We start from the raw sequence: 24,209 nt of genomic DNA, 5'->3' as shown, positions 1-24,209 counted from the left end.
CCTAAACTGCCGACAAAGCCCTTGGAGACTGCCCAACATGAGCCGCATCGAAACCGATAGCATCGGTGCCATCGAGGTCCCCGACGACGCCTACTGGGGGGCCCAGACCCAGCGCTCGCTGATCAACTTCGCCATCGGCGAGCAGCGCATGCCGCTGGCCGTGGTGCACGCCCTGGCGCTGATCAAGAAGGCCGCGGCGCGGGTCAACGACCGTATCGGCGAGCTGCCGCCGGATATCGCCCGGCTGATCGAGCAGGCCGCCGACGAGGTGCTGGCCGGCCAGCACGACGAGCAGTTCCCCCTGGTGGTCTGGCAGACCGGCAGCGGCACGCAGAGCAACATGAACGTCAACGAGGTGATCGCCGGGCGTGCCAACGAGCTGGCCGGCCAGGGTCGCGGCGGCAAGAGCCCGGTGCACCCCAACGATCACGTCAACCGCGCGCAGAGTTCCAACGACAGCTTCCCCACCGCCATGCACATCGCCGCCGTGCAGGCGGTGCAGCAGCAGCTGCTGCCGGCCATCGCCGAGCTGGCCGACGCCCTGACCGCGCAGGCCGACCGTTACATGGGCCTGGTCAAGACCGGGCGCACCCACCTGATGGACGCCACCCCGGTGACCTTCGGCCAGGAGCTGGCCGCCTTCGTTGCCCAGCTGGGCTATGCCGACCGCGCCATCCGCGCCGCCCTGCCGGCGGTCTGCGAGCTGGCCCAGGGCGGCACCGCCGTCGGCACCGGGCTCAACGCCCCCAAGGGCTTCGCCGAGGCCATGGCCGGCGAACTGGCGGTGCTGGCCGGGCTGCCCTTCGTCAGCGCGCCCAACAAGTTCGCCGCGCTGGCCGGCCACGAGCCGCTCACCGCGCTGTCCGGCGCGCTGAAGACCCTGGCCGTGGCGCTGATGAAGATCGCCAACGACCTGCGTCTGCTCGGCTCGGGGCCGCGCGCCGGCTTCGCCGAGGTGCGCCTGCCGGCCAACGAGCCGGGCAGCTCGATCATGCCCGGCAAGGTCAACCCGACCCAGTGCGAGGCCCTGTCCATGCTGGCCTGCCAGGTGCTGGGCAACGACGCCACCATAGCCTTCGCCGCCAGCCAGGGGCAGCTTCAGCTCAACGTGTACAAGCCGGTGATCATCCACAACCTGCTGCAGTCGGTACGCCTGCTGGCCGACGGCTGCCGCAACTTCGCCGAGCACTGCGTGGCCGGCCTGCAGCCGGACGCTGGGCAGATGGCCGCGCACCTGGAGCGCGGCCTGATGCTGGTGGCCGCGCTGAACCCGCACATCGGCTACGACAAGGCCGCCGAGATCGCCAAGAAGGCCTATGCCGAGGGCCTCAGCCTGCGCGAGGCGGCCCTGCAGCTGGGCCACCTGAGCAACGAAGAGTTCGACGCCTGGGTGCGTCCGCAGAACATGCTGGAGTCGGGACAACATGGTTGATGAAGTGAAAAGCGGCGCCACCCCGCTGGAGGGCGACGGCAAGCGCATCCTGATGATCCTCGGCACGCCCAAGCGCGACAGCCTGTGCCACGCCATCGCCGAGGCCTATGTGCGCGGCGCGCGCACCCGCGGCCACGCGGTACGCCAGCTGCATCTCGGCGAGCTGCAGTTCGACCCCATCCTGCGCGAGGGCTACGGCCAGAGCCAGACGCTGGAGCCCGACCTGCTCGAGGCGCAGCGGCAGATCCACTGGGCTGAGCACCTGGTGTTCGTCTATCCGGTCTGGTGGGGCGGCGTGCCGGCGTTGCTCAAGGGCTTCTTCGACCGTGTCTTCCTGCCCGGCTTCGCCTTCAAGTATCGCAACCGCTCGCAGCTATGGGACAAGCTGCTGAGCGGGCGCAGCGCCGACCTGCTGGTGACCCTGGACACCCCGCCCTGGTACTTCCGCTGGATCTACGGCGCGCCGGCGCACCGCCAGATGGTACGCACCATCCTCGGCTTCTGCGGCATCAAGACCCGTCGCCTGGCCGAGTTCGCCCCGGTGCGCCCCTCCAGCGAGGAGCAGCGCCAGGGCTGGCTGCGCCGGGCGGAGAAACTCGGCGTCAGGGCCTGAGCAGCGCCAGGCGCGCCCTGCGCGCGCGCCAGCCGGCCAGCAGCGACGGCCCCAGCGCGGTCAGCGCCGAGCCGCCGACCACCAGCAGGGCGCCGCCATAGGCCAGGGCGTTGAGCTGCTCCGGCTGCACGTGGTCGGGCCACAGCAGGGCGGCCAGGGCCACCGAGGCGAAGGTCACCAGCGGAGTGATCGCCAGGGTCGCGCTGACCCGCGAGGCCTCCCAGTGCGCCAGGGCCTCGGCGAAGGCGCCGTAGGCCACCAGGGTGTTCAGGCAGCAGGCCAACAGCAGCCAGCCCTGCAGCGGGTTGAGCTGCAGCGCCTCGAGCGGGCGAGCCCAGGGCGTGAGGATCAGGGCGCAGGCCAGGTAGATCACCATCATGATCTGCGGCGAGCTCCACTGGGTCAGCAGCTGCTTCTGCGCCAGGCCGTAGAACACCCAGACGAAGGCTGCCGCGAGGATGATCAGCACGCCGGTGGTGTAGGCGCTCAGCGAGCTCAGCAGTTCGTCCAGGCGCTGGTTGAAGAACAGGCCGAAGCCCAGCAGCAGCACGCCCACGCCGAGGCCCTGACCCAGGCTGAAGGACTCGCGGAACACCAGCAGGCTGGCGAGCAGGAACAGGATGGGCGCCATCTGGATCACCAGCTGGGTGGTGCCCGGGCTGAGCATATTGAGACCGACCAGGTAGAGCACGTAGTTGGCCGTGAGGCCGCCGATGGCCAGCGCCAGCAGCGCGCCACCGCGCCGACCGAGCGGGGCGAAGCGCGGCAGGCGGCGATTGGCAGCCAGCCAGGCGAGGAGGATCAGGCCGGCCACCAGCAGGCGATACCAGGTGACGGTCACCGGGTCCATCACCCGCAGCACTTCCTTGAGCTTGATCGGCAGGATGCCCCAGAGCACGGCGGTGGTCAGGGCGAGCAGCAGGCCATAGAGCCAGCGGCCGGAGGAAACGTGCATGGGGGTCTCGGATATGGAAGCGGCGGGAGCCTCATTCTAGGCCCGTGGCCGAGCGCCCGACAGCCACAGTTGACCACTCGGGCAAGAACAAACTGTGCTGCGCCATCCCATGCATGGTTAAAAAATGACCACTTATCGAGAATCCCGAACGCCCGGTAAGCAGGCACTAAACTAAAAACAGTGCACGCTTTTGCAGGAGCTCCCCTATGTTCGGTCAACGCCATATCGATCCCGCACCCGGTACCCATTACCGTAGCGAGCGGGTCAGTGCCGTCAACGGCCAGTACTTCTTCGCCACCCGCGAGGGCACCCTGGAAGGCCCCTTCTTCACCCGGGTCGATGCCGAGCGGGAGATCACCTCCTACATCCGCCGCATGCAGCAGGCCAGCAGACTCGTGGAAAACCGCGCCTTCTGAGACGCGGCCCTCAGCCCTCGGCGAAGGCACGTTCGAGGGCATCGTTGAGCGTGCGTAGCACCTTGACCCTGGCGAAGCGCTTGTCGTTGGCCTCGACCAGGGTCCAGGGCGCGATCGAAGTGCTGGTGCGGTCGACCATGTCGCCCACCGCGTCACGGTATTGCTCCCACTTCTCCCGGTTGCGCCAGTCCTCCTCGGTGATCTTGAAGCGCTTGAAGGGAATCTCCTCGCGCTCCTTGAAGCGCTGGTACTGTTCGTCCTGGTCGATGGCCAGCCAGAACTTCACCAGCACCACCCCGGCGCTGGTCAGCTGTTCCTCGAAGTCGTTGATCTCGCCGTAGGCGCGCAGCCAGTCGGCCGGATCGCAGAACCCCTCCACCCGCTCCACCAGCACCCGCCCGTACCAGGAACGGTCGAACACGGTGAACTTGCCGCGCGCCGGGATGTGCCGCCAGAAGCGCCACAGATAGGGTTGCGCGCGTTCTTCCTCGGTGGGCGCGGCGATCGGCACTATGCGGTACTGACGCGGGTCCAGGGCCGCCGCCACGCGGCGAATGGCGCCGCCCTTGCCGGCCGCATCGTTGCCCTCGAACACCGCCACCAGGGAATGCCGGCGCATGCGTTTGTCGCGCACCAGCATGGCCAGGCGCGCCTGCTCGGCGGCCAGCTGCTCCTTGTACTCGTCCTTGTCCAGGCGCTGGGCAAGATCGAGGCTGTCCAGCAGCACACGGTTGTCCAGGCTGGCGATCATCGGTGCCACGTGCGGCTGCGGAACGCGCCGGGTCTTGGCCTTGAGCGCGGCCTGCAGGCCGTCGAGGAGGATGCGCCCGACCATCAGGCCGCGATAGTGCTCGTCGCTGCCCTCGACCACGTACCAGGGAGCGAAGTCGCGGCTGGTGCGGCGCAGCACACGCTCGCCGTGGCGCACGAACTTGTCGTAGGTCTTCGACTGTTGCCAGTCCAGCGGGCTGAGGCGCCAGGCATGCTGCGGGTCGTCCTGCAGCGCCTTGAGGCGCGCCTTCATCTGCTTCTTGGACAGGTGAAACCAGAACTTGAAGATCAGTGCGCCCTCGTCGCAGAGCATCTGCTCCAGGGCCAGGGCGCTGTCTATCGCCTGGTCCAGCACCGCGTCCTTGAAGTGGCCATGGACGCGGCCCTGGAGCATCTGGCTGTACCAGTTGCCGAAGAAGATGCCGATCCGCCCCTTGCCCGGCAGCTGACGCCAGAAGCGCCAGGCCGGCGGCCGCGCCAGCTCCTCGTCGGTCTGCACGTCGAAGGTGCTGACCTGGATCAGCCGCGGGTCCATCCATTCGTTGAGCAGCTTGACCGTCTCGCCCTTGCCGGCCCCCTCGATGCCGTTGATCAGGATGATCACCGGAAAGCGCCCCTGCTGCTTCAGCTCGTACTGTGCCTCCAGCAATGCCTCGCGCAGCGCCGGCACTTCGCGCTGGTAGGTTTCCTCGTCTATCGCGTGGCCCAGCTCGGCGGACTCGAACATGTGCATCTCCTTGCCTCGGTGCGCTCAGCCTAGCGGATTCGCCGCCGCTTTGAACCGCCCGCTACAATGCGCACCTGTCTGCAAGGTGCCCCGATGTCCGACTCCCGCAACGCCCAGCTCGACTGGGACGACCAAGGCCAGCCGCTGTCGCGCCAGTTCGGCGACGTGTATTTCTCCCGCGACGACGGCCTGGGCGAGACCCGCCATGTGTTCCTCGACTGCAACGATCTGCCGGCGCGCTTCGCGGCCCTGCCCGCCGGCGGGCGCCTGGTGATCGGCGAGACCGGCTTCGGCACCGGGATGAACTTCCTCTGCGCCTGGCAGCTGTTCGACCGGCTGGCACCGGCCGACGCCCGCCTGCATTTCGTCAGCGTCGAGAAGTATCCCCTGGCGGCGGCCGACCTGCGCCGCGCCCTGGCCCTGTGGCCGGAGCTGGCGCCCTGGTCGGAGCAACTGCTGGCGCAGTACGTCGCCATCCACCCCGGCTTCCAGCGCCTGGTACTGGCCGGCGGCCGGGTGATCCTCACCCTGCTGGTCGGCGACGTGCTGGAGCAGCTGCCGCAGCTGGACGCGCGCGTCGATGCCTGGTTTCTCGACGGCTTCGCCCCGGCGAAGAACCCGCAGATGTGGAGCGACGCGCTGTTCGCCCAGCTGGCGCGGCTGTCGGCCCCGGGCGCCAGCCTGGCCACCTTCACCAGCGCCGGCTTCGTCCGCCGCGGCCTGATCGCCGCCGGCTTCGCCATGCAGCGCGTGCCCGGCTACGGACGCAAGCGCGAGATGCTCAGCGGCCGCTACCAGGGCCCGGCGCAGGAGTCCGCCAGGCCCTGGTATGCCCGCCCGCCGCAGGCCGCCTGCCGCGAGGCGCTGGTGATAGGCGCCGGCCTGGCCGGCTGCGCCAGCGCGGCCAGCCTGGCCGCGAGGGGCTGGCGAGTGACCCTGATCGAGCGCCACGCCGAGCTCGCCCAGGAGGCCTCGGGCAATCCCCAGGGCGTGCTCTACCTCAAGCTGTCGGCCCACGGCACCGCGCTGTCGCAACTGGTGCTGGCCGGCTTCGGCCACACCCGGCGCCTGCTGCAGCGCCTGCTACCCGCCGACTGGTCGGCCTGCGGCGTGCTGCAGCTGGCCTTCGACGCCAAGGAGGCCGAGCGCCAGGCCAAACTGGCGGAGGCCTTCCCCGCCGACCTGCTGCAGCCTCTGCAGCGCGAGCAGGCCGAGGCCATCGCCGGGGTCGCACTGCCGGCCGGCGGGCTGTTCTACCCCCAGGCCGGCTGGGTGCATCCGCCGGCCCTGTGCCGCCTGCTGGCCGAACACCCCAATGTGCGCCTGCTGCCCCATGGCGAGGCCCTCGAACTGCGCCGGGTCGACGGCCGCTGGCAGGCGCTGGACGGCGAGCGCCTGCTGGCCGAAGCGCCGGTGGCGGTGCTGGCCGGCGCCGCCGAAGTGCGCCGCTTCGCCGAACTGCCGCTCAAGCGCATTCGCGGGCAGATCACCCGCCTGCCGCAGACCGCCGCCAGCGCCGCGCTGAACTGCGTGCTGTGCGCCGAAGGCTATGTGGCGCCGCCGCGCCAGGGCGAACACACCCTGGGCGCCAGCTTCGACTTCCACAGCCAGGACTGCACACCGACCGCCGCCGAGCACGCCGGCAACCTCGATCTGCTGCGCGAAATCTCCACCGACCTGGCCGCGCGCCTGCAGGCCGACGCCCTCGACCCGGCCCGGCTGCAGGGCCGCGCCGCCTTCCGCTGCACCAGCCCGGACTACCTGCCCATCGTCGGGCCGCTGGCGGACGAGGCGGCCTTCGCCAGCGCCTACGCCGTGCTCGGCAAGGATGCGCGCCAGGTGCCGGACACCCCCTGCCCCTGGCGCGAGGGCCTGTACGTCAACAGCGGCCACGGCTCGCGCGGGCTGATCAGTGCGCCGCTGTGCGGCGAGCTGCTGGCCGCCTGGCTGGAGGACGAGCCACTGCCCCTGCCGCGCGCCGTGGCCGAAGCCTGCCACCCCAATCGCTTCGCCCTGCGCAAGCTGATCAGGAACGGCTGATGGAGATATTGCTGCTGGAAGCCCTGGGCATCGGCGCCGTGCTCGGCCTGCTGCTCGGCCTGACCGGCGCCGGCGGCTCGCTGGTGGCCCTGCCGCTGCTGCTCAGCCTGCACCTGCCGCTGCGCGACGCCATCGGCGTCAGCCTCGGCGCGGTGGCGCTTACCGCCCTGATCGGCGCCGTGCCACGCGCGCTGCGCGGGCAGGTGGCCTGGCGCCCGGTGCTGCTGCTGGCCGTCGCCGGCCTGCCCGGCAACGCCATCGGCCAGTGGCTGGGACGCCTGGTGCCGGAAACCCTGCTGATCCTCGGCTTCTGCAGCCTGGTGCTGTGGAGCGCCTGGCGCATGTGGCGCACCTCCTGCCAGGTGCGCAGCGGCAGCGGTCCGCTGCGCAGCGCACCCCTGATCGGCATAGGCCTGGGCGTCGGGGTGTTCTCCGGGCTGATGGGCGTGGGTGGCGGCTTCATGGTGGTGCCGGCGCTGCTAGCCTTCACCCCACTCAACATGCTGGCCGCCACCGCCACCTCGATGGCGGTGATCGCCCTGGTTTCCGGCGGCGGCTTCCTGCTCTACCTGAGCGGCGCGCAGCCCTCGCTGCCGCTGCTGGCCGGCCTGGCCCTGGGCGGCGCGGCCGGTGTGCTCGGCGGCAACGCCCTGGCCCAGCGCCTGGGCGGGCGCACCCTGCAGCGCCTGTTCGCCCTGCTGCTGGTGGCGGTCAGCCTGTCGCTGGCCGCGCAGAAACTGCTTGGAGGTAGCTGACCGTGTTGTTTCGCCAACTCTTCGATGCCGACAGTTCGACCTACAGCTACCTGCTGGCCGACGACGGCCAGGCCGTGCTGATCGACCCGGTGAAGGACAGACTCGACGACTACCTGCGCTTGCTGCACGAGCTGGGCCTGCAGTTGCACCTGGCGCTGGACAGCCATACCCACGCCGACCACATCACCGCCCTCGGCGAGCTGCGCGCCGCCACCGGCTGCCGCAGCGGCTTCGGCCGCGAGAGCGGCAGCGCCTGCGCCAGCTTCACCTTCGCCGAGGGCGATCACCTGGCCTTCGGCGCGCGCGAGCTGATCGCCTGGTACACCCCGGGGCACACCGACGACTCCTACTGCTTCCTGCTGCCGGCAGAGAGCGGCCAACCGGCCAAGCTCTTCACCGGCGACACCCTGCTGATCCGCGGCAGCGGCCGCACCGACTTCCAGAACGGCGACGCCCGCGCCCAGTGGGCCAGCCTGCAGCGCCTGCTGGCCCTGCCGGGCGCAACCGAGGTCTGGCCCGGCCACGACTATCGCGGCTGGACCCGCTCCAGCATCGCCGAGGAGGCCGCGCACAACCCGCGCCTGCAGGTCGCGGACGCCGAGGCCTATGCCGCCCTGATGGCCAACCTCAAGCTGCCGAGCCCCAGGCTGATGGACATCGCCGTGCCGGCCAACCGCGCCTGCGGTCAGGCTCCGCTGGGTAGCTAATCCGCCTCGCCGCACATCTCCGCCACCCGCAGCAGGGCGGCGGTCAGGCTGTGCCGCTCCCATTCCGGCAGGGCCGCGAAGGCGGCGCGCAGGGTCGGCGGCAGCAGGGACGGCGCCTCCACCAGCAAGGCCCGTCCGGCCTCGCTGATGCTCAGCCACTGGCGTCGGCGATCCTCCTCGTCGCGCCGGCGCAGCAGCAGGCCGCGCTCCTCCAGGCGCTCGAGCATGCCCGAGAGGGTCGCCGCGCTGAGGCTGACATGCCGGCTCAGGGCGCTGGCGGTCAAGCGCCCCTCGCCCTCCAGCACGCGCAGGATCATCAGCTGCATCGGCGTCAGCCCGCCGAAGCGCGCCAGACGCTTGGCGTGCACCTCGCCGGCCTGCTGCAGGCGCCGCATGGCACCGAACAAGGCGGGTTCGAAGTGGGACAAATCTATTTCAGATGTAAGTAATTTTTCTGACATAACCCACTTATTATCCTGAATAAAACTTTGACATCAAAGCATTTTTTTGTTTTGGTAGAAAAGGTTCGTCACCGCGCGAACCCATCCCCAACGGCAACACCGGTAAGGACATATATGTGCGGAATCGCTGGAGAACTACGTTTCGATCGACAACCGGCCAACCTGGCCGCCATCGAGAAAATCACCCATCACCTGGCCCCACGCGGCCCCGACGCGTGCGGCTTCCATAGCCAGGGCCCGCTGGCCTTCGGCCATCGCCGCCTGAAGATCATGGACCTGGAGCCCGCCTCCGGTCAGCCCATGGTCGACCACCAGCTGGGCATGACCCTGGTGTTCAACGGCGCCATCTACAACTACCCGGAGCTGCGCGCGGAGCTGCAGGCCCTGGGCTACCAGTTCCACTCCGACGGCGACACCGAGGTGCTGCTCAAGGGCTACCACGCCTGGGGCGAGCAGCTGCTGCCGAAACTCAACGGCATGTTCGCCTTCGCCATCTGGGAACGCGACCGCGAGACCCTGTTCCTCGCCCGCGACCGCCTCGGCATCAAGCCGCTGTACCTGGCCCAGGACGGCGCGCGCCTGCGCTTCGCCTCGACCCTGCCGGCCCTGCTGCAGGGCGGCGAGATCGACACCGAGCTGGACCCGGTGGCGCTCAACCACTACCTGAACTTCCATGCCGTGGTACCGGCCCCGCGCACCCTGCTGCGCGGCGTGGAGAAGCTGCCGCCGGCCACCTGGATGCGCCTGGGCCTCGATGGCAACCGCGAGCAGCAGTGCTGGTGGCAGTTGCAGTTCGGCCCGAAGCGCGACGAGGTGCCGTTCGAGCTGGCCGACTGGCGCGACCTGGTCCTCGATGGCCTGCGCCAGGCCGTGAGCATTCGCCAGCGCGCCGCCGTGGATGTCGGCGTGCTGCTGTCCGGCGGGGTGGACTCCAGCCTGCTGGTCGGCCTGCTGCGCGAGGCCGGGGTGGAGAATCTGTCGACCTTCTCCATCGGCTTCCAGGACGCCGGCGGTGAACGCGGCGACGAGTTCCACTACTCCGACCTGATCGCCAACCACTACGGCACCCGCCATCACCAGCTGCGCATCGGCGAGAACGAGATCATCGAGCGGCTGCCGGACGCCTTCCGCGCCATGAGCGAGCCGATGGTCAGCCACGACTGCATCGCCTTCTACCTGCTGTCGCGCGAGGTGTCCAAACACTGCAAGGTGGTGCAGAGCGGCCAGGGCGCCGACGAGCTGTTCGCCGGCTACCACTGGTACCCGCAGGTGGACGGCGCCCAGGACGCCTTCGCCGCCTACCGCCAGGCCTTCTTCGATCGCGACCACGAGGAGCTGCTGGCCACCCTGCAACCCAAGTGGCAGGGCGAGGACTGGGCCGGCGAGTTCGTCCGCGAGCACTTCGCCATGCCGGGCGCCGTGGCGCCGGTGGACAAGGCGCTGCGCCTGGACAGCACCATCATGCTGGTCGACGACCCGGTCAAGCGAGTCGACAACATGACCATGGCCTGGGGCCTGGAGGCCCGCGTGCCGTTCCTCGACTACCGCGTGGTCGAGCTGTCGGCGCGCATCCCCGCCCGCTTCAAGCTGCCCGACGGCGGCAAACAGGTGCTCAAGGAGGCCGCGCGCCAGGTCATCCCCCACGAGGTGATCGACCGGCCCAAGGGCTACTTCCCGGTGCCCGGGCTCAAGCACCTGGAAGGCGCCACCCTGGACTGGGTGCGCGAGCTGCTGCTCGACCCCGGCCAGGACCGTGGTCTGTTCGACCCGGCCATGCTCGACCGCCTGCTCAGCGACCCGCAGGGCCAGCTCACCCCGCTGCGCGGCTCCAAGCTGTGGCAGCTGGCGGCGCTGCACCTGTGGCTCGACCAACAAGGACTCTGAGGGAGGGATAGCCAAATGCGTGCCACTGCCTACAACCAACGCCTGCAACGCGGCCAGCCGCCCTCTTACCAGCGCCTGCAAGCGCACCTGGCGCGGGACGGCGGCGAAGCCAGCCAACCGCAGAGCGTGCACTGCGGCTGGGGTCGCCTGCTGATGGGGCACACCTACCCGGACCCGGCCAGCCTGGCCGCCGACCTGCAAGGCGAGCGCCATGGCGAGCGCGACATCGCCCTCTACGTGGCGGCGCCGCAACAGGTGCTGGCGCAGGCGCCGCAGCAGCTGTTCCTCGATCCCTCGGACACCCTGCGCCTGTGGTTCACCGACTACCGCCCGGCGCCGCGCAGCTTCCGTGGCTTCCACATCCGCCGCGCGCAGAGCGAGGCGGACTGGCAGGCGATCAACCGCCTCTATCTGCAGCGCGGCATGCTGCCGGTGGACAGCGAGCGCCTGACCCCGCGCGCGGCCGGCGGCCCCAGCTACTGGCTGGCCGAGGACGAGAGCGACGGCCGCATCCTCGGCACCGTGATGGGCCTGAACCACCTCAAGGCCTTCGCCGACCCGCAACTGGGCAGCAGCCTGTGGTGCCTGGCGGTGGCGCCGGATTGCCCGCGCCCAGGCGTCGGCGAAGCGCTGGTGCGCCACCTGATCGAGCACGGCATGAGCCGTGGCCTGGCCTACCTCGACCTGTCGGTGCTGCACGACAACGCCCAGGCCAAGGCGCTCTACGCCAAGCTCGGTTTCCGCGACCTGCCGACCTTCGCCATCAAACGGCGTAACGGCATCAACCAGGCGCTGTTCCTCGGCCCGGGCCCCGAGGCCGAGCTCAACCCCTACGCCCGCATCATCGTCGACGAGGCCCAGCGCCGCGGCATCGAAGTGCAGGTGGACGATGCCGAGGGCGGCCTGTTCACCCTCAGCCAGGGCGGCCGGCGCATCCGCTGCCGCGAGTCGCTGTCGGACCTGACCAGCGCGGTGAGCATGACCCTGTGCCAGGACAAGCGCCTGACCCACCGCGCCTTCGCTCGCGCCGGCCTGCGCCAGCCGGCGCAGCGCCTGGCCGGCAGCGCCGAGGACAACGCCGCCTTCCTCGCCGAGCACGCCAGCGTCGTGGTCAAGCCGGTGGACGGCGAACAGGGCCAGGGCGTGGCCGTCGACCTGCGCGATACCGAGGCGGTGGAGGCGGCCATCGAGCGCGCCCGCCAGTTCGACCAGCGCGTGCTGCTGGAGAGCTACCACGCCGGCATGGACCTGCGCATCGTGGTGATCGGTTTCGAGGTGGTGGCCGCCGCCATCCGCCATCCGGCCACGGTGATCGGCGACGGCGTGCACAGCATCGGCGCGCTGATCGAGACGCAGAGCCGCCGGCGCCAGGCCGCTACCGGCGGCGAGAGCCGCATTCCGCTCGACGCCGAGACCCAGCGCACCCTGCAGGACGCCGGCTACGACTACTCCAGCGTGCTGCCGGCCGGCGAACGCCTGGCCGTGCGCAAGACCGCCAACCTGCATACCGGCGGCACCCTGGAAGACGTCACCGAGCGCCTGCACCCGGCCCTGGCCACGGCGGCGATCGGCGCCGCACGCGCCCTGGACATCCCGGTGGTCGGCCTCGACCTGCTGGTGCCGGCCGCCGACCAGCCCGAGCACGTGCTGATCGAGGCCAACGAGCGGGTCGGCCTGGCCAACCACGAGCCGCAGCCGACCGCCGAGCGCTTCATCGACCTGCTGTTCCCGCTCAGCCGCGCCCATCCCTAAGCTTTCTGCGGCCCTCTCCCCGACGGGGAGAGGTGCCGACCTCCCCCGCCCCCTTCCCCAGGCCGTGGGAGAGGGGCACAACCATTCCGAGGAGACTCTATGCCCCACCTCGCCGAACCCGATCTCGCCTACCTGCGCCAGGTGCTGCTGGAGATGCTGGCCATTCCCAGCCCGACCGGTTTCACCGACACCATAGTGCGTTACGTCGCCGAACGCCTCGAGGAGCTCGGCATCCCCTTCGAGCTGACCCGCCGCGGCACCATCCGCGCCACCCTCAAGGGCCGCCAGAGCAGCCCGGACCGCGCCGTGTCGGCCCACCTCGACACCATCGGCGCCAGCGTCCGCGAGCTGAAGGACAACGGCCGCCCGGCCCTGGCGCCGGTGGGCTGCTGGTCCAGCCGCTTCGCCGAGGGCAGCCGGGTCAGCCTGTTCACCGACAACGGCGTGCTGCGCGGCAGCGTGTTGCCGCTGCTGGCCTCGGGGCATGCCTTCAACACCGCGGTGGATCAACTGCCGGTGAGCTGGGATCAGGTCGAGCTGCGCCTCGACGCCTACTGCACTACCCGCGCCGACTGCGAGGCGCTGGGCGTGGCGGTGGGCGACTTCGTCGCCTTCGACCCGCTGCCGGAGTTCACCGACAGCGGCCACATCAGCGCCCGCCATCTGGACGACAAGGCCGGCGTGGCGGCCCTGCTGGCCGCGCTCAAGGCCATAGTCGAGAGCGGCCTGGAGCCGGAGATCGACTGCCACCCGCTGTTCACCATCACCGAGGAGGTCGGCTCCGGCGCCGCCGCCGCCCTGCCCTGGGACGTCAGCGAATTCGTCGGCATCGACATCGCCCCGGTGGCGCCCGGCCAGCAATCCAGCGAGCACTGCGTCAGCGTCGCCATGCAGGACTCCGGCGGGCCCTACGACTACCACCTGTCGCGCCACCTGCTGCGCCTGGCCGGCGAGGGCGAGATCCCGGTGCGCCGCGACCTGTTCCGTTACTACCACAGCGACGCCCAGTCGGCGGTGACCGCCGGCCATGACATCCGCACCGCCCTGCTGGCCTTCGGCTGCGACGCCACCCACGGCTACGAGCGTACCCATATCGACAGCCTGGCGGCGTTGAGCCGCCTGATCGGCGCCTACCTGCTCAGCCCGCCGGTGTTCGCCAGCGACGCCCAGCCGTCTCGCGAGCATTCGCTGGAGCGTTTCAGCCACCAGATCGAGCACGACGTGCAGATGTCCAGCGACACGGCGGTACCGGCCCTCGACAGCCTGCTCGGCCAGCAACGCCAGGGCAGCAAGGACTGATCCGCGCGCGCTCTTGAAGCGCGGCCCGCAACTGGGCAAAGTGCAGGCTATAACCAATAAGAAAACCGAGGTGGCGATGCCGCGCTTTTGTCTGGCTGTGCTGCTGCTCTGCCTGTGCGGCCCGTCCTGGGCGCTGCCCCCGGTGCCGCTGGAGCGCGGCGAACTGCGCCTGGCCCTGGCGCCCTACATGGGCTACCACGAGGACAAGGACGGCAGCCTCGGCGTCGAGGAAGTGCAGCGCCTACCGGACAGCGCCTTCACCCGGGTCGGTGACGACCACGCCAATCTGGGCAAGAACGATTCGGTCTGGTGGTTCAGGGTACGCCTGATCAACGGCGGAGCGCAGCCGCGGGCCGGGTTCCTGGAAGTCAACTATGCCCTGCTCGACCGCCTCGACCTCTATCTGCAGGACGAGCACGGCAACCTGCAACATCAGCAGAGCGGCGACAGCTTCGCCTTCGCCCAGCGCCCGGTGCAGGTGCGCAACTTCTGGTTTCCCCTCGAGCTCCCCCGGGGCAGCAACACCCTGCTGCTGCGGGTCGAAACCACCAGCACGGTGTTCGTGCCGCTGTACTTCAGCACCCATGGCGCCAGCGCGGCGGCCCAGGAAAACCTGATGGGCCTGAACGGCGCCTTCTACGGCGTGCTGTTCGCCATGTTCGTGTACAACCTGTTCCTCTTCGTCTCCCTGCGCGAACGCGCCTACTTCTGGTACCTGACCTACATCCTGGTATCGGCCCTGTTCGCCGCCGCCTTCGACGGCATGCTGTTCAAGCTGCTACCCGAGCAGGTGGCCCTGCAGTCGGCCAGCATCTATGCCCTGATGTACCTGCTCGGCCTGATCGCCGTGCAGTTCAGTCGTCATTTCCTCGATATCCCGAGCAATTTTCCCCGCCTGGACAAGGCCATGCGCCTGCTCATGCTGGCTATCGCCGGCTGCCTGCTGTCCGGACCGCTGATCGGCCTGCAAGCCTGGAACATCCTGGCCAGCTTCACCGTACTGGGCTTCTCCAGCATCCTCCTGCTGATCGGCATCTACGTCTGGCGCCGCGGCCTGCGCTACGGTTCCTACTATGTGCTGGCCTGGGGTGCGCTGCTGACGTGCTTCATCCTCGCCACCAGTGGCTCGCTGGGCGTCGAGCTGTTCGGCATCTACGGCGCCAGCGCGGTCAAGCTGGGCGCCACCTTCGAGCTGCTGACCCTGTCCCTGGGCCTGGCCGACCGCATCAACCTGCTCAAGGAGGAAGGCTTCCACTCGCGCCAGGCCGCCGAGCAGGCCGCATTCGAGAGCGAGGCCAAGAGCCGCTTCCTGGCCAAGATGAGCCACGAGATCCGCACGCCGCTGAACGGCGTGCTGGGCATGCTGCAGCTGCTGCGCGAGACGCCACTGGACCGCAACCAGCGCTTCTATCTGGACACCATCGCCAGTTCCGGCAGCTCGCTGATGGCGGTGATCAACGACATCCTCGACTACGCGCGCATCGAATCCGGCAAGCTCAGCCTGGAGGAAATCGAGTTCGATCTGGAGCAACTGGTCTCCGACACCCTGGCGCTGTTCACCGCCCAGGCCCTGAACAAGCACCTGCGCCTCTACGCCAGCCTGGAAGGCGGCGTGCCCAGGCGCGTGCTGGGCGATCCGACCCGGCTCAAGCAGGTGCTGATGAACCTGCTGGGCAACGCCCTCAAGTTCACCCAGGAAGGCCAGGTGACCCTGAGCATCAGCCGGCGCAGCGATGGTCTCGGCCAGTTGTACCTGGTGTTCGCCATCGCCGACAGCGGCATAGGCATCCGCGACGACAGCCTCACCCAGCTGTTCCGCTCCTTCGCCCAGGGCGACTCCAGCACCACCCGACGTTACGGCGGCAGCGGCCTGGGCCTGGCCATCAGCAAGGAGCTGGTGGAGATGATGGGAGGCCGCATCGAAGTGCAAAGCACCCTGGGCCAGGGTTCGCGCTTCGCCTTCGACATGCCGCTGCGCCCCGTCGCCGATAGCCGCGACGAACTGGCCGAGCTGCTGAACAGCCGCACCGCCCTGCTCTGCTCGCTGGATGCCCAGGGGCTCGACTGCCTGGGGCACCTGCTCGGCCGCTGGGGCATGCGCACCCAGCGCTGCCAGGACCCGGAACGCCTGCGCGACTATCTGGAAGACTTCAAGGCACCGCCGCTGCTGGTGCTGATGGCCCCCTGGCCAGGCAGCTGCGGGCACTGGCTGGACAGCCTGCGCCCACAGCTGGAGCAGGGCCAACGGGTGCTGCTGCTGAGCCCGCCGGAGCAGCAATCGCCCCTGCCGGAGGGCCAGGGCCTGCACCTGCTCAACCTGCCCCTGCCGCTGTCGATCACCGCCCTGCGCGATACCCTGCAAGAGCTGTACAGCGAGCGCCGCCTCGCGCCAGTGGAACAGCCGCCGATGGAGAAGCGACTTGCCGCCAGCACGCCCTGCATCCTGGTGGCCGAGGACAACAAGGTGAACCAGATGGTGGTGCAGGGCTTCCTCAAGAAACGCGGCTACTCGGTGCGCCTGGTGAACGATGGACGCAGCGCGGTGGAGGAGTACCAGCGCGCCCCAGATGCCATCCGCCTGATCCTGATGGACTGCGAGATGCCCGAACTGGACGGCTTCGAGGCGACCCGGCAGATTCGTCAGCTGGAGCGCAGCCAGCAGTTGCCAGCGGTGCCGATCGTCGCCCTGACCGCCCACATACTCGACGAACATCGTGCCCTGGGCCTGGCCGCCGGCATGGATGACTTCCTCGGCAAGCCGCTGGACTGCCAGCAGCTCTATGCCCTGCTCGACCGCTATCTGCTCGCGCAGGCACACGCAAGCGAATAGCATGGGCGCCCGTCACAGGGCCTACAACATCGGGCCCGCCCCCGACCACAGGCCCCTGGAGCCGCCATGCTGATCCCCCACCAGATGCTCGAAGCCGACACCCTGACCCGACTGCTGGAGGACTTCGTCACCCGCGAGGGCACCGACAACGGCGACGACACGCCGCTGGCCACCCGTGTCGAGCGGGCACGCCAGGCGCTTAACAAGGGTCAGGCACTGATCGTCTTCGATCCGGAAAGCCAGCAATGCCAACTGGCCCTGCGCGAGGAAGTGCCGAAGGAGTGGCTGGAGGACTAGCCGCCGCTGTAGCGAGGGGGACGCCCAGTCCTCTGCTCGCGAAATTGGCTGACGGAGGTTTCACGAGCACAGGGCTCGGCACCGTCCTCGCGCCTACCGACTCAGTGACTGGCCAGGCGCGGGCCGAACAGGATGATGCCGGCGCCGAGCAGGCACAGCGCCGCCCCCAGCCAGTCCGTGGCCAGCGGCCGGGCCCGCTCGACCGCCGCCAGCCAGAATAGCGAAGCCACGATGTAGACGCCGCCATAGGCGGCATAGGCGCGCCCGGCATAGGCTGCCTCGACACGGGTCAGCAGTAGCGCGAACAGGCTCAGGCTGAGCAGACCGGGAAGCACCCACCAGGCGCTCTTGCCCAGACGCAGCCACATCCAGAAGGCATAGCAGCCGGCGATCTCGAACAGCGCGGCGAGAAAGAACCACAGGTAGTTCAGCATCCCCACCTCCTCAGCCGCGCAGGCCGCCTTCGCGCTCCCACACGCAGCGCACCCGCAGGTCCTCCTCCTGGGGGCCCTGGAAACCGCTCTCGGACTCCCAGCGGAAGGTGTGTACCCCGTTCAACTCGGTCTCCAGATGCACCACCGCGCTGGCCCAGTACAGGCGCCGGAGCAGGGCCTCGAACTCCTTGATCCAGAGCGACCACTCGTACTCGATGGCGCGGTAGCTGGCGCCGAAATGGATCACCTGGGTCTGGTACAGGCCCTCGCCCTCACTGGCGCAGAAAGAGAACATCTCGCGGCCGAGGAAGGGCCAGGCCTCGCCCTCCGGCAACTGATCCAGTACCCGGCGATTGCTGGTGCGACGCAGCCGATGCTGCTCGCGATCACCGGACGGCCAGTCGCGGATGCAGCCATAGACGATGGATTCGGACTCCACTCGGGTACTCCAGAAAGTGCAGGCTGCCTTCTAACACAGGCCCCCGCCCATGCAAAGGAACCACTGCGCCGCTTTGCGAAAAAGCCCCTAGGCCGTAGGTCTCGGCGTGCGCAGCGCCCAGGCGATCAGGGTCATCAACGCCCCCATGGCGATCAACACCATGAAGGGGGTCTGGTAGTCGCCCGCCAGATCGCGGCCCAGGCCGGCGAGCACCGGCGCCAGGCAGGCCATGCCGTAGCCGGCGCAGAGCATCATCGCGGTCCAGCGGCTGACCGCCAGCGGGCTGTGCGCCTCGTACAGCGGCAGCACCAGCGACAGGGAGAAGGAGCCGCTGAGGGCGAAGCCCAGCAGCGCCGCCCACAGCTCAGGCAACAGCAGCGGGTGGAAGGTGATCATCGTCAGGCACAGGGTCAGGCCCAGGCCACAGCTCACCAGCAGCGGCTGGCGGATGTCGAAGCGCTGCGCCAGCCAGGGCAGCAGCCAGGCGCTGGGCAGGCCGACCAGCATGAACAGGCTGAACAGCGCGTTGCCATGCATCAGGCTCAGCCCAGCCTCGTGGTAGCGCGCCACCAGCCAGGTGGCCAGGGTGTAGAAGAAGCCGGCCTGAATGGCGAAGAAACCGGTCACCAGCCAGGCCCGCGGCTCGCGCCAGGGCAGCCCCTGGCCGTCGCCGCCCTGCGCCTCCTCGGCGCGGCTGGGCAGGCACAGCCAGAACGGCAAGGTCAGCAGCGCCGGTACGCACCAGGCGGCCAGGCCCAGGCTCCAGTCGTCACCCAGCCCCCGACTGATGGGCACGGTCAGCACCGCGCCGGCTGCTCCGCCTATGCCCATGCTGAAGGAGTACCAGCCGACCACCTGGCCGACGCGGTCGCGGAAGTGGCGCTTGATGAATCCGGACAGCAGGGGCCCGGCCACGGCGATGCCGGCACCGAGCAGCGCCGCGCTGCCAAGCAGCAGCGGCGCGATATGCCCCCCCAGGCGCAGCAGCAGGGCCAGTGCGATCAGCCCCAGGCACCCAGCAATCGTGCGCTCCAGGCCAAAACGCACGGCCAGACGTGGCGCCAGGGGCGCGAGCAGGCCCATGCACAGCACCGGCAGGGCGGTGGTCAGGCTGATCAGGGCACGGCTCAGCGCGAGCTCCTCGGCGATGCGCTCGATCAACGGGGCGAGCGATGTGATGCCGGGGCGCAGGTTGACCGCCGCCAGCACCAGGGCCAGCAGCGGCAGAGCCTTGGACAGATATTTCACGGGACTTCCAACAAGGCCAAGAGCGGCAGCCACCCTACTCCCGAGACCGCCGAACAGGCAAGGGCTCGCGGCCATATCCTGCCCGACTGGACAACATTCTCGGCACGGCCGGACGCGCCCCAGGGGGCAAAGAAAAAGAACCCGCTCACGCCTCGAACAATAGCGACCCGCTGTATATAGTTTTTACTCGTGCAAGGAACCCCTACAACCCGAGCAGGCGCACGTCAACACGTCAGGAGTGTCGCGATGAAAACAACTAAAGACGCTGACTCCACCGTTTCCGAACCACGCACCATCGCCCCCAACCTTCTCGCACCCCCACCGCCCGTCATGCCGGCCATGCCCGCTACTCTGCAGCTCGGCAACGAGCAATACATGTACTTCACCGAGCGCGACATCGACCGCATCCTGGAGAACCTCGACGGCCTGCGCGAACGGGTGTTCCCCAAGCTGCTCGGCGACGACGGCCTCGACGCGCGCCACGCCCAGCACTTTCCCTCGGTGTGCCTGATCGGTCTCGGCCGCTGCGGCTCGAACATCGCCCTGGACGTCGCCTCGCTGGTGTACAACGCCAGGCGCTTCTACCTCAACGAGTTCAGCAACCCGGAGCGCCCCGCCGAACAACGCCCGGCTGGCTGGCTGCGCAGCAACCTGCGGCTGTCCTCGGGGCGCGGCGCCAAGCCGGTGTTCCTGATCGAGCCGCTGGTGATGCTCGGCGACCTGGACAAGGACATCGAGGGGCGCATCCGCTTCTCGCGCAAGGCCGAGAGCAGCGGCTTCCTCGACGACTACAGCAAGATGAAGATCATGGACCTGTCCGAGGTCCACGCCGGCGGCGCCGGCAACGCGCCGATCCTCGGCCAGTACCTGGCCAAGATCATCCTCAACAAGGACACCCAGCGCTTCAGCAACGCCGACTGGAAGTTCATCCACAGCTACCTGATCGACTCCTGCGGCATCAAGGCCAACCAGTCGCGCCTGTACTTCTACATCTTCAGCGCCGGCGGCGGCACCGGCTCGGGCATGGCCTCGGAGTTCGGCCTGGCCCAGCAGTTCGCCTACATGAGCAAGACCTTCGAGACCAAGCAGGAGATCAACAGCGAGGACAATCGCGACCACTCCTTCGTCTTCGAGCCGATCTTCACCAGCGGCATCTGCATCCTGCCGAACATCTCCGATCAGCGCATCGAGATGTCCGAGGCCCTGCATATCAACGCCGGGCGCCTGCTGTGCAAGTACCTCTCAGAGGAGTGGGACTTCTCCTACAACTTCGACAGCGAGGAGACCGGCGAAGAAAGCGTGATGCGCCGCATCCGCCCGTGGAACGCCATGATGCTGATCTCCAACGACATCATGCGCTACGCCGAGGAAAGCGACGGCGGCAACGTGCAGAACATCGACGTGAATGCCATGGAACGCCACGCCAACCAGTACATCTCGCAGCAGATCTTCAACATCCTCACCGCCCAGGCGGTGACCACCGACTACGACCAGAACTACTTCCGCCGCGCCGGCATCGACATCGGCGAGACCATCCGCCTGGACGCCAACGACCTGTTCATGAGCCTGGCCGGCCCGGTAGCGGTGGCCTACGCCGAGTCCGTGGTGGCCGAGCAGGCCGCACCGGCGCCCACCGAGAAGTTCAAGGTGTTCGACAAGGAGCAGCCCAAGCTCAACATCGACGACCTGTTCTTCCGCTCCATCGACCTGCCGCATTTCAACAAGGCGACCCAGGCCATCGAGGGCATCAGCCTGCTGCCGATCGAGGCCAAGCGCTACCGCGCGGCCCTGGAGCAGTACAAGAAGTCCAACTATGACGCCAGCGCCCTCAGCGACCTGCACTTCTTCAAGAACTGCTCCTCTGTGGTGTCCATCGTCTCGCTGCCGAAGGACTACAAGCTGTCCTACATGGACCTGAACCGGCTCAAGACCCACCTCAACAGCCTGTTCCCCAACACCACCCTGAAACGTTACGCCCTGGTGATCGGCGCCTCGGCCAACCTGTCGCTGACCACCCTGATCGTCAAGAGCCCGTGCCTGTCGGACGACTTCCTCACCCTGATCGTCGCCTTCATCAAGCGCTGCTTCGCCCGCGACCAGTTCCGCTACGACGAGAGCCTGGACAACGCCATGCTCGATTTCATCGTGGCCGACGAACTCGACGAGGTACGCCTGGAGGCCATGCTCAACGAGTACGAGAACCCGGCGAAGATCCTCGACACCAACTGGTACGCGATCAAGCCGATGTACGAGAAGAAGTACCGCGAGCTGATCCACGACCAGGACAAGTTCGTCTCGATCAACGATATCCGCCTGTCGCGCGACAGCGTGAAGAAAGCCATCCGCTACCTGCGCGAGATCTACCGCCACCGCGTCGGCAAGACCCGGGTGATCTCGCTCAACGGCTACAACGACAACAGCGCCTGACCCGCGAGTTAGTCGTTGCTCGCAGGCCGTTTCGGCCTCTGCACACCCAGCAAGATGCCAACAGGGAGCCAGAGCACTACCCAGTAGGGACTGGGGCGATGGAAGATGGCATAGATGTCTGACACCATTGCCACCATTGCGAACACCAACAAGCCCCCCCCCAGGCGAGCCAAGGGCTGTTCACGGCACAGCCAGGCCTTCCACAACAGGCTGAGCATAAGCGCGATGAACAATCCGATACCTAGCACACCATACTGGTACCAGAACTGGAGATAAAGGCTATGGGAATGGAAGAAGTCCCCCCCCCCTAAATAGTGGCCTTGGGGAAAGGTGAAAATAAAATCAACCCCTGCACCAGCCCCCCATAGCCAGAAAGAATCTAGGCGCTCGAACCAAGCAGCCCAGATAAGCTCTCTTCCAGTTACCCCTCGCGCGCGCTCAAGCTGTATTTCAGGCCAGAACAAATAGGCTCCAGCCACCAAGAGAATACCTCCCACCACTAACAGGCTGAATGCCTTACGGTTAGCAGTCAAAAGAAGCAATGCCACCCCACCCGCCCCAAGAGCAATCCAGGCGCCACGGGAAAAGGTAAAGAGCACATAAACAATCAACCCCAGCATGGCTAAAGCAAGCAAAATGGCTCGCCCGGTGGTCATTCGCCAGTGCACGAAGAGCCAGGTCAGCAGAATCGCAAACACACTGTAGTACAGCCCTGCGATAATGGGATGCTGCAAATCAGCCAAACCATTCCAGCCCATTTTCTCTATGCGCTGCTGCCGCAAAACATCATAGTCTAGCGACCGTTCCAGAACTCCGAACTGATAATACAGGGAAAGCCAAGCAAAAGCCGCCGCCACTACGACCGCTGCGCCCAAGACCCAGGCAAAGCGTTGCGGCTGTCTTGTCAACCAGGCTACGGCGTACAGATAAAGACATAGCAGCCCTACAACCTTGAACCAGTGCCAAACGGTTTTTTCAGAGCCAGGATGCGCCCCTCCGACCAGCAACACCCAGGCTGCTAGCGCAACAAAAAGATAAGCCGCCCACTGATGTGATCTGACGAGGGCAATACGCTCCTTTAGAACCAAGAGCAGGGCTGGCACGAACAGCAATAGATACAGTTGAGTGGCATAACGGCTACCATCATTGTTGAAGAGGATGCCGGCCAACTGAAAAAAAAGACCTATCGATAACCAGCCCAGCAGCAGGCTATCTATGCGTTCATTACTTTTATTAAACACCGCCCTCACCCATCTATCTAATAAATCAGGACCAGCAATCCCGACATGCAATCACACGGTACGCACCGAAACACCTAATAAGCAGCTTTACCCACGAACCCCTTGAACAGGGTCCAGAGAATAATCTTGATATCCAACCCCAGCGACCAGTTATCGATATACCAGAGGTCGTGTTCGACACGTTTTTGCATCTTCTCCAGCGTATCGGTTTCCCCCCGATAGCCATTGACCTGGGCCCAGCCGGTAATGCCCGGCTTGACCTTGTGCCGCTGCATGTAGGACTCGACCAGATCCTTGTAATACTCGTTGTGTGCCAAGGCATGGGGCCTGGGCCCGACGATGGACATGCGCCCCTGCAGCACATTGAAGAACTGGGGAAGCTCATCGAGGCTCGTCCGGCGAATGAAAGCCCCAATGGCGGTTACCCGGGCATCATTCTTGGTCGCCTGCGTCACACACCCTTCGCTCTCCTGATGCACAACCATGGAGCGGAACTTGTAGACCTTGAAGCGCTTGCCATTAATACCCGTGCGGTACTGCTTGAACACCACAGGCCCCGGCGATGTGCACTTGATCGCGAAAGCGATCAACAGGCAGACCGGCAAGATCGCCACAGAGATGGCACCGCCAATGACAATATCCTCCAGCCGCTTGACCAGCCTGGCCGGCCCATCCATCGGGCTGCAGCTCAGGTCCAGGGAATAGAGCCCGGCAATATTGCTGACCTTGTGGTTAAGTAATGGAATATCGCCCCACTCGGGGATGAAGCGCACCGCAACGACATGGTGGCGCAACGCATAAAGCACGGCCTTGATCGAGTCGCCCGCCGTCAACGGCAAACACAGCCAGACCTCATGGGCCCTCTTTTCCTCGACGGCCTCGACCAGTGCACTCACCCACCCCTCGCCCTGCTCATAGTGCAGACTGTGAGCCACGCGATAACCGAACTCGCGCAGCGGGCCCTCATGCCCCAGTTGCTCGGCCGCACGCCCACCGTCCCCCACCAGCACGACAGTCTTCAGATTGCGACCACTGGAGCGCAACCAGCGCAAGAACTGGAACATTGCGAAACGCAGAAGCGTGCTAGCCACAACCCCTACTGCCAACATTACGAAGGCCCATTGCCGCGAATAGTTGGTCGATATCTTGAGGGAGAAGGTCAGGGTAAGGGCTATGCCAAGAGCGGCCAGCCAGCCCGCATAGAGGCGCCCCAACTGATGGAGAAAGGACTTGCCGCGCCAGGAACCATAGACCCCGAACGCCCAGAAGCAGCAGATAACCAGGAAAGCGAACAGAAAGGCCGTAAGCGTATAGCGGCCATCCATTGCCAGCCGGCCGAATCGCCAGAAATGCGCCGCATAGCAGCTGGTCACCACAGTCAAGAAATCCAGAACCGCCGCCAACAACTGGATTGGATAGCGCTCGGCAAAGGTAGGCTGATATTGAGGGCGAAATAGCATTGGCGAACCAGAAATTAAAAA

Annotated in this window: 20 protein-coding genes; 12 read left to right on the top strand and 8 right to left on the bottom strand. The window is 67.2% G+C overall.

Translation table 11 applies throughout. The features are described from left to right. Nucleotides 1–37 precede the first annotated feature (37 nt). Nucleotides 38–1,432: a class II fumarate hydratase gene (locus AAFN46_RS04470; RefSeq protein WP_347807491.1), complete on the top strand. Its 1,395-nt coding sequence runs from the start codon at nt 38–40 to the stop codon at nt 1,430–1,432. Then, nucleotides 1,425–2,045: an NAD(P)H-dependent oxidoreductase gene (locus AAFN46_RS04465; RefSeq protein ID WP_347807490.1), complete on the top strand. Its 621-nt coding sequence runs from the start codon at nt 1,425–1,427 to the stop codon at nt 2,043–2,045. Before AAFN46_RS04470 ends, AAFN46_RS04465 begins: the two co-directional genes overlap by 8 nt. On the opposite strand, the gene AAFN46_RS04460 is transcribed toward AAFN46_RS04465, so the two are convergent. After that, a complete protein-coding gene (locus tag AAFN46_RS04460; RefSeq protein ID WP_347807489.1) occupies nt 2,035–3,000 on the bottom strand; it encodes a DMT family transporter in 966 nt (321 codons plus the stop codon). The genes AAFN46_RS04465 and AAFN46_RS04460 overlap by 11 nt on opposite strands. A gap of 206 nt (nt 3,001–3,206) precedes the next feature. Here AAFN46_RS04460 and AAFN46_RS04455 point away from each other — a divergent pair, with 206 nt between their 5' ends. Beyond that, nucleotides 3,207–3,416 (top strand): DUF6316 family protein, encoded by a 210-nt coding sequence (locus AAFN46_RS04455; protein WP_347807488.1) that lies wholly within the window; start codon nt 3,207–3,209, stop codon nt 3,414–3,416. 10 nt (nt 3,417–3,426) lie between these two features. Here AAFN46_RS04455 and pap read toward each other — a convergent pair whose 3' ends face one another. After that, nucleotides 3,427–4,914 (bottom strand): polyphosphate:AMP phosphotransferase, encoded by a 1,488-nt coding sequence (gene pap, locus AAFN46_RS04450; RefSeq protein WP_347807487.1) that lies wholly within the window; start codon nt 4,912–4,914, stop codon nt 3,427–3,429. A 93-nt stretch (nt 4,915–5,007) separates the two neighbouring features. Between pap and mnmC the strand changes: the two genes are divergently transcribed. Genes mnmC through AAFN46_RS04435 form a run of 3 tightly spaced genes read left to right on the top strand, consistent with a single transcriptional unit; the run spans nt 5,008 to nt 8,416 of the window. After that, nucleotides 5,008–6,954, top strand: coding sequence for a bifunctional tRNA (5-methylaminomethyl-2-thiouridine)(34)-methyltransferase MnmD/FAD-dependent 5-carboxymethylaminomethyl-2-thiouridine(34) oxidoreductase MnmC (gene mnmC / locus AAFN46_RS04445; RefSeq protein ID WP_347807486.1), 1,947 nt, complete (start codon nt 5,008–5,010; stop codon nt 6,952–6,954). Further along, nucleotides 6,954–7,709 carry a sulfite exporter TauE/SafE family protein gene (locus AAFN46_RS04440; RefSeq protein WP_347807485.1) on the top strand — a complete coding sequence of 252 codons (756 nt, stop codon included), beginning with the start codon at nt 6,954–6,956 and terminating at the stop codon, nt 7,707–7,709. Before mnmC ends, AAFN46_RS04440 begins: the two co-directional genes overlap by 1 nt. A gap of 2 nt (nt 7,710–7,711) precedes the next feature. Continuing rightward, nucleotides 7,712–8,416 (top strand): MBL fold metallo-hydrolase, encoded by a 705-nt coding sequence (locus AAFN46_RS04435; RefSeq protein WP_347807484.1) that lies wholly within the window; start codon nt 7,712–7,714, stop codon nt 8,414–8,416. On the opposite strand, the gene AAFN46_RS04430 is transcribed toward AAFN46_RS04435, so the two are convergent. Continuing rightward, entirely contained in the window at nt 8,413–8,877 is a 465-nt protein-coding gene (locus AAFN46_RS04430) for a MarR family winged helix-turn-helix transcriptional regulator (RefSeq protein ID WP_347807483.1), read from the bottom strand. The genes AAFN46_RS04435 and AAFN46_RS04430 overlap by 4 nt on opposite strands. Before the next feature lie 114 nt (nt 8,878–8,991). Here AAFN46_RS04430 and AAFN46_RS04425 point away from each other — a divergent pair, with 114 nt between their 5' ends. The 5 genes from AAFN46_RS04425 to AAFN46_RS04405 all read left to right on the top strand — a co-directional run bounded on the left by AAFN46_RS04425 (nt 8,992) and on the right by AAFN46_RS04405 (nt 16,939). Beyond that, on the top strand, nt 8,992–10,761 hold the full coding sequence (locus AAFN46_RS04425) for an N-acetylglutaminylglutamine amidotransferase (protein ID WP_347807482.1): 1,770 nt from the start codon (nt 8,992–8,994) through the stop codon (nt 10,759–10,761). Nucleotides 10,762–10,776: 15 nt separating this feature from the next. Next, a complete protein-coding gene (gene ngg / locus AAFN46_RS04420) occupies nt 10,777–12,513 on the top strand; it encodes an N-acetylglutaminylglutamine synthetase (protein ID WP_347807481.1) in 1,737 nt (578 codons plus the stop codon). A gap of 99 nt (nt 12,514–12,612) precedes the next feature. Beyond that, on the top strand, nt 12,613–13,812 hold the full coding sequence (locus AAFN46_RS04415) for an osmoprotectant NAGGN system M42 family peptidase (RefSeq protein WP_347807480.1): 1,200 nt from the start codon (nt 12,613–12,615) through the stop codon (nt 13,810–13,812). 76 nt (nt 13,813–13,888) lie between these two features. Further along, nucleotides 13,889–16,642 carry a 7TM diverse intracellular signaling domain-containing protein gene (locus AAFN46_RS04410; RefSeq protein WP_347807479.1) on the top strand — a complete coding sequence of 918 codons (2,754 nt, stop codon included), beginning with the start codon at nt 13,889–13,891 and terminating at the stop codon, nt 16,640–16,642. 66 nt (nt 16,643–16,708) lie between these two features. Next, nucleotides 16,709–16,939: a YheU family protein gene (locus AAFN46_RS04405; RefSeq protein ID WP_347807478.1), complete on the top strand. Its 231-nt coding sequence runs from the start codon at nt 16,709–16,711 to the stop codon at nt 16,937–16,939. Between the two features lie 101 nt (nt 16,940–17,040). Here the strand turns inward: AAFN46_RS04405 and AAFN46_RS04400 are convergent, their stop codons facing one another. From AAFN46_RS04400 to AAFN46_RS04390, 3 genes are all read right to left on the bottom strand, one after another. Next, nucleotides 17,041–17,373, bottom strand: a complete 333-nt coding sequence (locus tag AAFN46_RS04400; RefSeq protein WP_347807477.1) for a YnfA family protein — start codon at nt 17,371–17,373, stop codon at nt 17,041–17,043. Nucleotides 17,374–17,383: 10 nt separating this feature from the next. Further along, the gene (locus AAFN46_RS04395; protein WP_347807476.1) at nt 17,384–17,812 is read right to left on the bottom strand and encodes a hypothetical protein; all 429 of its coding nucleotides are present in this window, start codon (nt 17,810–17,812) and stop codon (nt 17,384–17,386) included. 87 nt (nt 17,813–17,899) lie between these two features. Beyond that, a complete protein-coding gene (locus AAFN46_RS04390) occupies nt 17,900–19,060 on the bottom strand; it encodes an MFS transporter (RefSeq protein WP_347807475.1) in 1,161 nt (386 codons plus the stop codon). A gap of 330 nt (nt 19,061–19,390) precedes the next feature. Here AAFN46_RS04390 and AAFN46_RS04385 point away from each other — a divergent pair, with 330 nt between their 5' ends. Further along, a complete protein-coding gene (locus AAFN46_RS04385; RefSeq protein ID WP_347807621.1) occupies nt 19,391–21,487 on the top strand; it encodes a hypothetical protein in 2,097 nt (698 codons plus the stop codon). A gap of 8 nt (nt 21,488–21,495) precedes the next feature. Here AAFN46_RS04385 and AAFN46_RS04380 read toward each other — a convergent pair whose 3' ends face one another. Beyond that, nucleotides 21,496–22,728: an O-antigen ligase family protein gene (locus tag AAFN46_RS04380; RefSeq protein ID WP_347807474.1), complete on the bottom strand. Its 1,233-nt coding sequence runs from the start codon at nt 22,726–22,728 to the stop codon at nt 21,496–21,498. Nucleotides 22,729–22,802: 74 nt separating this feature from the next. After that, a complete protein-coding gene (locus tag AAFN46_RS04375; protein ID WP_347807473.1) occupies nt 22,803–24,188 on the bottom strand; it encodes an undecaprenyl-phosphate glucose phosphotransferase in 1,386 nt (461 codons plus the stop codon). Nucleotides 24,189–24,209 lie beyond the last annotated feature (21 nt).

The organism is Pseudomonas sp. CAU 1711 (genome assembly GCF_039888625.1).
Lineage (GTDB): Bacteria > Pseudomonadota > Gammaproteobacteria > Pseudomonadales > Pseudomonadaceae > Aquipseudomonas.
Note: the sequence above shows the minus strand (reverse complement) of the source record. Positions and strands in the feature narration are given on the sequence as shown.